The 7678-nt window shown below is 62.6% G+C and carries 6 protein-coding genes and 1 pseudogene; 3 read left to right on the plus strand and 4 right to left on the minus strand.

The window, feature by feature from the left end; translation table 11 throughout:
• Window positions 1-757, plus strand: a pseudogene (locus tag ALA01S_RS34200) (recombinase family protein); the annotation flags it as partial.
• 3 nt (window positions 758-760) lie between these two features.
• Here ALA01S_RS34200 and istA read toward each other — a convergent pair.
• On the minus strand, window positions 761-1510 hold the full coding sequence (gene istA, locus ALA01S_RS29740) for an IS21 family transposase (protein WP_238456012.1): 750 nt from the start codon (window positions 1508-1510) through the stop codon (window positions 761-763).
• Window positions 1511-1720: 210 nt separating this feature from the next.
• Between istA and ALA01S_RS29745 the strand changes: the two genes are divergently transcribed.
• Window positions 1721-1990 carry an RES domain-containing protein gene (locus tag ALA01S_RS29745; protein WP_066343147.1) on the plus strand — a complete coding sequence of 90 codons (270 nt, stop codon included), beginning with the start codon at window positions 1721-1723 and terminating at the stop codon, window positions 1988-1990.
• Window positions 1991-2530: 540 nt separating this feature from the next.
• Window positions 2531-4261: a tannase/feruloyl esterase family alpha/beta hydrolase gene (locus tag ALA01S_RS29755; protein ID WP_238456013.1), complete on the plus strand. Its 1731-nt coding sequence runs from the start codon at window positions 2531-2533 to the stop codon at window positions 4259-4261.
• A gap of 125 nt (window positions 4262-4386) precedes the next feature.
• Here ALA01S_RS29755 and ALA01S_RS29760 read toward each other — a convergent pair whose 3' ends face one another.
• The 3 genes from ALA01S_RS29760 to ALA01S_RS29770 form a co-directional block, all read right to left on the minus strand.
• A complete protein-coding gene (locus tag ALA01S_RS29760; RefSeq protein ID WP_084268083.1) occupies window positions 4387-5271 on the minus strand; it encodes a helix-turn-helix transcriptional regulator in 885 nt (294 codons plus the stop codon).
• Window positions 5272-5507: 236 nt separating this feature from the next.
• Window positions 5508-6857 carry an MFS transporter gene (locus ALA01S_RS29765; RefSeq protein WP_084268084.1) on the minus strand — a complete coding sequence of 450 codons (1350 nt, stop codon included), beginning with the start codon at window positions 6855-6857 and terminating at the stop codon, window positions 5508-5510.
• On the minus strand, window positions 6838-7678 hold an 841-nt coding region (locus tag ALA01S_RS29770), incomplete at its 5' end, for an ISL3 family transposase (RefSeq protein WP_066343157.1). The genes ALA01S_RS29765 and ALA01S_RS29770, both read right to left, overlap by 20 nt.

Consider the following 7678-nt stretch of genomic DNA (forward strand, 5'->3'; position numbering starts at 1 on the left):
TCCGGACAACCGGCTGGTGGCCGATGCGCTGGAGGCCGACTGGAACGCGCGGCTGCGCCAACTCGACACGCTGCAGCAAGAACACGAACGCCGGCAGGCAGCCGACCAAGCCCTGCTGCAGGAGCCCTCGCGCCAGCGGATCGTCGATCTGGCTCGGGACTTCCCACGCCTCTGGATGGACCCACGCACGAGCGCCGTGGAGCGCAAGCGAATGCTGGGGCTGCTCATCGAGGACATCACGCTGGTATCTGGCAAGCAGGTCAACTTGAGCATTCGCTGGCGCGGTGGCCGCACACAGAGCCTGCAGGTGCTCAAGGCACCGCCGATAGCGCAGATTCGCAAGACCCAGGCGCACGTCGTTCAAGTCATCGACGACCTACTGGAGACATCCAGCTACGAGGAGATCGCCACCAAGCTCAACGAGCTTGGACATCGCAACTGGCGTGGCGACCTCTTCACGAAGAAGAAGATCAACGCGGTCTGCCATGCCTATGGACTCAAAGGCCGCTATGCCCGACTGCGAGAGCGCGGAATGCTGACCAGCGCCGAGGTCGCCAAGCAGTTGGGGGTAGCCGTCGACATGATCAATACGCTGGCTCGCCAGGGGTGGCTCAAGTGCCACGTCTACGGCAGCAAGCGCCAGCGTCTCTATGAGCCGCCGGGTGACATCCAAGTCGTGCACGACGTGGGCGGTCAGTACCGCTCGCGCCCCGTGCATCTCATTCCTGTTCAACGAACTGAACAAGGTGCATCATGAAGCCTACGCCTTGTCCTGTGGCCGCCCCGGGCGCGCGGGCAGCACCGCGACGCCGTAGTGCTCGCCCATCTCCTGCATCAGCCGGGCGGTCACGGGCTCGTAGGCGTCGGGGTTGGCGATCAGCGCACGCGGCTGGTCGGGCACCAGCAACCGCGGCACGCCGCCGATGAACTCCAGCGCCGCGATGATGGCGCCCACCCAGTCGGCCGCCGTCTGCTGCGGCGTGGCGCAGGCGAAGGTGTAGTTCGACGCGCCTAGCACCGCCACGAACACCTGGGCGCGCCGGATCTCGCCCGTCAGCGCATCGACCAGCGGCACCGTCTGCCCGGCGTAGTCCACGAACAGCCGCTCGCCGGCCGGATGCACCTGGCGCATAGAACGCTTGAGCTTCTTGGCCCAGGCGCGGTACTTCTCGCAGTAGGCGCTGTAGCGGTAGGCCTGCTCGCCGCAGCGCTCGCGGTATTCCTCCCACAGCAGCTGCAGCGTCACGCCCGGGCGCTTGAGCTCCTGGTGCAGCTGCGCGTAGTCGGGCTCGTGCCGGTGCAAGCTGCGCGGGCGTGGCGGCGGGTACAGCCGCGCCTGCAGCTCCTCGTCGCTGAGGCTGCTGGCCAATGGCCAGTCGATGCCCGCGGTGCGCGCGTACAGCGCGATCTCGCTGACGGTGGACTTGCTGATGCCCAGCACCGCGGCCACCTGCCGCGTGCTTAGGCCGGAGTCGGCCAGTAGTTGTAGTGCTCGTCTGATCTTGCTCATGAGGACCCTTGGTGTGGGCATCGGCTCTCCGGTCAAAAACCGGCCAGCCTATGCCGCGTTGGGTCACTCAGAACACCGCGCCGGTGTCCGCGATCACGATGGAACGCTGTCCGCCATCAACGTGGAACGGTGTCCGCCATCACAGCGGAATGCTGCCCGCCATCAGCGCGGAACGCCGTCCGGGATGGCGCGGAATACGCACTCACCGGAGTGGCGCTCAAGACGTTGGGCGGCGAAGGGTCCCTGTCCACCATCACGCCGTACCGCCTTGCGCAGTCGTGGGCCATGGCCGTGCACCGCCACCCACAGCAGGTGGACGGCATTCTCTACATGTCGCGCCATCTCAACGACCGCCAAGCCGTGGTGGTGTTCGACCGGGCCGGCGTCAGGCTCGGTGCCGCCACCTACACCCCACTGCCCCGTGCCCGTGGCGTCATGGAGGCCGTGGCCGGGCTGCGTATCTCGTTCGACTACCCTTGACCGCGGCCGACTCTCAACGCACGCGTGCCTGCCCCCGGCACAAGACAGCTCACGGCCACGGCGAACAGCCGCGCGTAGCGTGCGGCCGTGAGGACCGCTTCGCGCTCGATCTCAGCCGGCAGTTCGACCAGGCGGTGCTCCAGCGCACTGCGATCAAAGCGGTGGGAGGACCGGACGCTCACGAAACGGGCGATCACGTCGCGCCGAAATACGCAGGAGAGATGTATTTCCTCCGATAGCGGCCGCTCCCGCTGGCGTTCTGGCGCACTCGTCCAGATTCCTGCACGCTGATCTTTCCAGCGGCTTGTCAAAAATTCGAAGGAATTCGTACGCGCCCGTCGCTTACTGAATGACGCTTGTCGCCGAGGGTTTTAGGCTGCCCTGCACGCTACGTGAACAGGCCGCGGCACCGTTTCGGGATCGCTAGGTCGAAGACGCACGGGGTAGACAGAACCCACCGGCTTGGCATCTGCGACGCTGAGTCGTCAATGCTCCGTGCGACGCAGCGCGGCTATTAATCTTCAGGAGACAACCTTGAAAGTGTTCTATCAAAAATCAGCCATCAGCTTGGCTGTCGCCATGGCGGTCACCGGCTCCTTGGTCGCCTGTGGCGGCAGCGACGGTGACGGTACCACCACGCCTTCTACACCGACCACGCCTGCTACTCCGGAGCAACCCTTGGTCATGACGCCGGTCAACCCGATCGTTGCCTGTGCTGACATGGCCAAACAAGACTTCAGCACCCTGGCCGAAGCGCCGGCCACAGTTACCAGTGCGGTGGTGGACGGCAAGAATTGCGTTGTCAAAGGCACCATCAGCGGCCGCCAAAACTACCAAGTGGCCCTGCCTATCGAAGGCTGGACACAACGCTTCCTGATGGCTGGGTGCGGCGGCTACTGTGGTGGGGTAAACAACCCGACGACGTCCCAGACGTTCCAGACCAGTGGCTGCATGCCGCGTGAAAACAACCAGATGGTCATCGCATCGTCGGACCTCGGACACACGCGATCCCCTATCAAGTTTGCTGACGGCTCTTGGGCAAAAGACAACCCTACCGCCACGATCGACTTCGCCTATCTCGGCATGCACCGAGCGACGGTGCTGTCCAAGGCTCTGGTCAAGGCGTACTACGGTCAGGAACCGAAGCGCTCGTACTACGTCGGTTGCTCTGACGGTGGACGAGAAGGCCTGCATGAGGTGCAGCGCTATCCTGAGGACTACGACGGTGTTGTCGTTTCCGCTCCGGTAATTGATGAAGTTGCAACTAACACCTTCTATCACGGCTGGAATGTTCGCGTGAACTCGGATGCCAGCGGCTTCCCGATTTTCACGGCTGCCAAGCGTCCGGCCTTGGCCGCACGGGTCAAGCAGTTCTGCGGCGACGAGGGAGGGCTGGTCCAGGATCCCCGCTTGTGTGAGGACCGCAAGGAAGAGATCTTGGCGAGCTTGATGTGCGGCAATGGGCCGGAGACGGACAACTGCCTGACCTCGGCGCAGGCCGACGTGGTGCGCAAGTTCTGGTACGGTCCGGTGGACGAGTACGGCGTGCGGATGTCGGCTGGAAACATGCCCCTGGGCAGCGAAGCTGGACTTGCCTCGGCGGTGCCCGCGGGAACGCCCACGGCAAGGGGCGAAGGTGACTGGGCGGACGACTTCCCCAACTACATGTCGAACTGGGGCTCTGGTACTGGTATCACATGGGCGAACATGGAGTTTTCACTGGCGGGCTGGAACAAGCTGACGCCGCTGTCGAACCTCTACGACCCGACCAATCCTGACCTGAGCAGGTTCGCTGCACGCGGTGGCAAGCTCATCATCTGGCACGGTTGGGCCGATGGTGGTGCCTCACCTTACATGTCGTTGAATTACTGGACCGCTGTGCGCAACCAAATGGGTGTGGATGCCGCCTCGAAATTCATGACGCTGTACATGGTGCCCGGCATCGGGCATTGCAGCGGCAACAGCGACTTCCTCAGCCCGATGCTTGATTGGGTCGAGAAGGGGACTGCGCCGGGCAAGATTTCTGTCCGCCACACCACGCCCGGTTCGACAACGCCTTTGCAGACGCGACCGGCCTACCCTTACCCGTCAATGGTCAAGTACGGCGGCTTCGGTGACATGACCGCCGAATCGTCCTGGGTGCGGGCTGACCTTCCCTCCGGGGTCAGTGACGTGACGGCTTGGCGAGGCTTGGCAAATTACGCGCCTGGCAAGCAGATGTGGTGCGACCCGGTGACTGGCTCCTCGACGCCAAACTGCACTTTGAAGTGATGTAGTCGAACGGTGAAGGCGTCGCCGACGCCTTCGCCTGCAGCGTTCATGCGACCATGGTCTTGTTGCAACGCCCTCCAGTCCAGCACCCGCTGTTCAACGCCTTATAACGATCAGATGGGTGTTCACTGCAAGCGCCATTGCGAGGGCGACTGTCCAGTGTGGCACTTGAAGGCACTGGAGAGGTGTGCCTGGCTGGAAAAGCCCAGGGACATGGCGATGTCAGTAATCGAGCGCTGAGGCTCAACGCGCATCAGCTGTGCCGCGCAGTCGAGCCGTTGCTGCAAGACATAGCGGTGAGGAGGCACACCGAAAGTGTGGCGAAAAAGAACCGAAAAGTGACTGACGCTCAACCCCACGGCCGCCGCCATCTGCACGACGCTCAGTTCTTCGCCAAGGTTGCTTGCGATGAGGTCCTTCAATCTGGACTGCTGGGTCAGCGACATCTTTCTAGCCGGAGGCTGGGATACCGGCCGAGCCGCATGATGCCGCTGAAGCCAAGCCAACGTGGACAGGCACAAGCCTTCGGCAAAGAGCAGGCCGTTAGGCAAACCGGCCCGCAACTCGTCTGCAAGGCGAAACACCAGGTCCGACAGCACCTCGTCCTGGACGCAGAATTTCGACTCCAAGTCGAAATGCAACCCCTCTTCCCGAAGGTACTTCGAGACGATCGAGGGTGGCAAACGAAGGCAGACAGACGATCCGCCCGGCTCGCAACGCCACTGCGCATGGTCCCTCTCGTAGCTGCTGCCGATCAGGTCCAAGCCAGGCGCGCAGGGCAGTTCCCGGGTGAGCCCATTGGACCTGTACCAACGCTGCCCCACTGCTATCCGCGAGGTAAACACCATGGGCATTCCGGCACATTGCGGACCGCATTCCGCGTCCACCGGTATCTCGATGTGCTCCAGTTGCGGGCCTGTCCAGCCTCTGGGTGTTTCCAGGACAGGACGGCCTAAAGTATTGGTGATTTGCTTAGCTTGCGATCCCAGTACGGTTCTGCGCTGCACCATTTGAACTCTCTTCCGCAATCCATTATGGAGACCCGAGACTTCGAGCCGGGGACGGGGCAATGCCTAACTTAAATCGGCGGTCGGTTCGATGATTACTCACCTCTACGGCATGCGTGACATGAACAAGGTCTATCCAACAAGCAGCCGAGCCGGTCGTTGTATTGCGGCTGACGATTGGCACCGATAGGCTCGGTTCCACCAGCACTTGCACGGTGGTTGAAGATAAACGTTGCGATCTACCGTTCATCCAGACGGTCCATGGAAACATCAACGGTTTCCTGGGCGCTCCAAGCAGCCAAGGTCGCCACGACACAGACAACAGTCACGAAGCTGGCAACTGACATCCAGCCAAGAGATTCGTGCTGCATCAGGACGGCACTCAGGCCAGGGCCCATGCCCGCGGCGAGCAAGCCGATCTGGATGCCGAAGGCTGTCCCGGAGACACGGACGTGCGCGGGGAACATTTCTGCATAAAGCGAGGGCGCGACGCCGTTGGATGCGCTGTAGGCCAGACTGTTTTGCAGGATGCCGAAGATGAATATCAAGGCAACGTTTGCTTGGTCGACTGCCCAGAGTAGTGGCCAAGTCAAGGTCGCCGAGCCAATGGCCCCAGCCATGAAGACCGGGCGACGGCCGACCTGATCAGCCACCCAAGCCCAAGCTGGCGTGGTGAACATTGCGATGAAGCTGCTTATCACAAGCATGCTCAACATCGTGGCAGCTGGCACACCACTACCATTCACAGCCTGGGACAGCACGAAGAAGCTGGACACAGAACTCACCGTCGCCACCAGGGCCGCCATGCCCACGCGCAGGACAGCGCGCTTGTGCGCTCGGAGCAACTCCAGCCCCGGGATACGCTCGACCCGAACGCGGTTGCGCTCATGCTCAAAGATCCGTAACTCCGGCGTTGAGAAGCCCATCCGGCATCCTAGCCACAGCGTTGCGGCTCCAAGGAAAAATGGAATTCGCCATCCCCATGAGGGCAGTTGGTCGTGGGGAAGGGCCATGACAGGAATGAACACTAGCGTGGCCGCAATGAAACCAAACGCCGTGCCACTGATGGCGAAGCTGGCGAACAGGGCGCGCCGCTTCGAAGGTGCGGATTCGATCGCTATCGAGAACGTGCCCGCGTGCGCGCCCGGAATAGCAAAACCTTGTACCAGCCTCAACAGCACAAGCCCCACGGGCGCGGCTACTCCTGCCACCGCGTAAGAAGGTAGAACACCGATCAGGACAGTGGACACACCCATGAGGACCAGCGACAGGCCCAGTGCCTTGTCCCGGCCAAATCGATCCCCGACATGACCCAGGACTAGAGCACCGAGTGGCCGGGCGATGTAGCCAGCGCCAAAGGTCCCCAGGGCTGCTACCTCACGCCACCCGGCGTCCAAGTGATCGAAGAAGACGGGGCCAAACACCAGCGCAGCGGCCGTGCCGTACATGAAGAAATTGCAGTATGTGAAGGCATTACTGAGCCAGGCAACGAACACTATCTGGCCACGGTTTCCTGTCTCTCGAGCAGTCTGGTCCACCGCCGGTCGCATGATTAGGCTCTCTTGAAATTCAAGTGGGTTGCCGGGCATGAGGATTGACCGCGCTGAAGTCCAGCTTGCCGGCGATCAGGAAAATCACGGTCTTGATGGTGGCCATGCGGGTGAAGCCTCGGGCGCGGCGCTTGGCGGCCTGGAACAAGCCGTTGAGGGCCTCCAGGAAGCCGTTGGTCTGGCGGGTCTGCGCCCAGGCCACGATGCCCTCAAGATGACGGCGGACCATGGCGGCCACGTCCTTCATGGGCTCGACCTTGGAGCGCATGACGCAGCAGCACCAGTGCAGCAGCATGGCGCGAACGACGTTGATCTGCTTGCGCTCCAGGATCTCGCGCAACTGCTCCTTGTAAACCCAGGCCCGCGCCGTGCGCACGCTCGCCATCCGGGCAATCAAGGCGTCGAGTTCCACCACGGCCTCGGGCTTGAGGCGGTCACGGTCCTTGAGCAGCGACCAGCGCATGCCTTTGAGGGACTTGTCGCTGCGCTGCTCGATGCGCCGCATCTTGTCCACTGCGGCGTTGGCATGCCAGACGACGTGGAACTTGTCGAAGGTGATGCGCGCGTTGGGCAACTGCTCGCCAACGCCCTTGATGAACGCCGGCGACATGTCGATGCTCACCGACTCGATCTGCTCGGGCGGGCAGCCATGCTCAGTGAGTACGGCAGCGATGGTGGCAATAGCCTTGGCATCGCGCCCGGCGGTCACGCTGAGCACACGGCGCTTGACGGCATCGGCCGCCAGCGTGATGTAGTCGTGGCCGCGAGCACGCGAGGTCTCGTCGATGGCCAGCGCGGTCACGTCGCTGAAGTCGGCTTCAGCCAGTGCCAGCGCAACGTATCGCCGGCAGATGGCCATT

It is taken from the genome of Azohydromonas lata NBRC 102462 (assembly GCF_001571085.1).
Taxonomy (GTDB): Bacteria; Pseudomonadota; Gammaproteobacteria; order Burkholderiales; family Burkholderiaceae_C; genus Azohydromonas; species Azohydromonas lata.

Coding starts and splice junctions, on each gene's coding strand:
- istA (WP_238456012.1), bottom strand. CDS start 1,510: ATGAGCAAGATCAGACGAGCACTACAACTACTGGCCGACTCCGGCCTA.
- ALA01S_RS29760 (WP_084268083.1), bottom strand. CDS start 5,271: ATGGTGCAGCGCAGAACCGTACTGGGATCGCAAGCTAAGCAAATCACC.
- ALA01S_RS29765 (WP_084268084.1), bottom strand. CDS start 6,857: ATGCCCGGCAACCCACTTGAATTTCAAGAGAGCCTAATCATGCGACCG.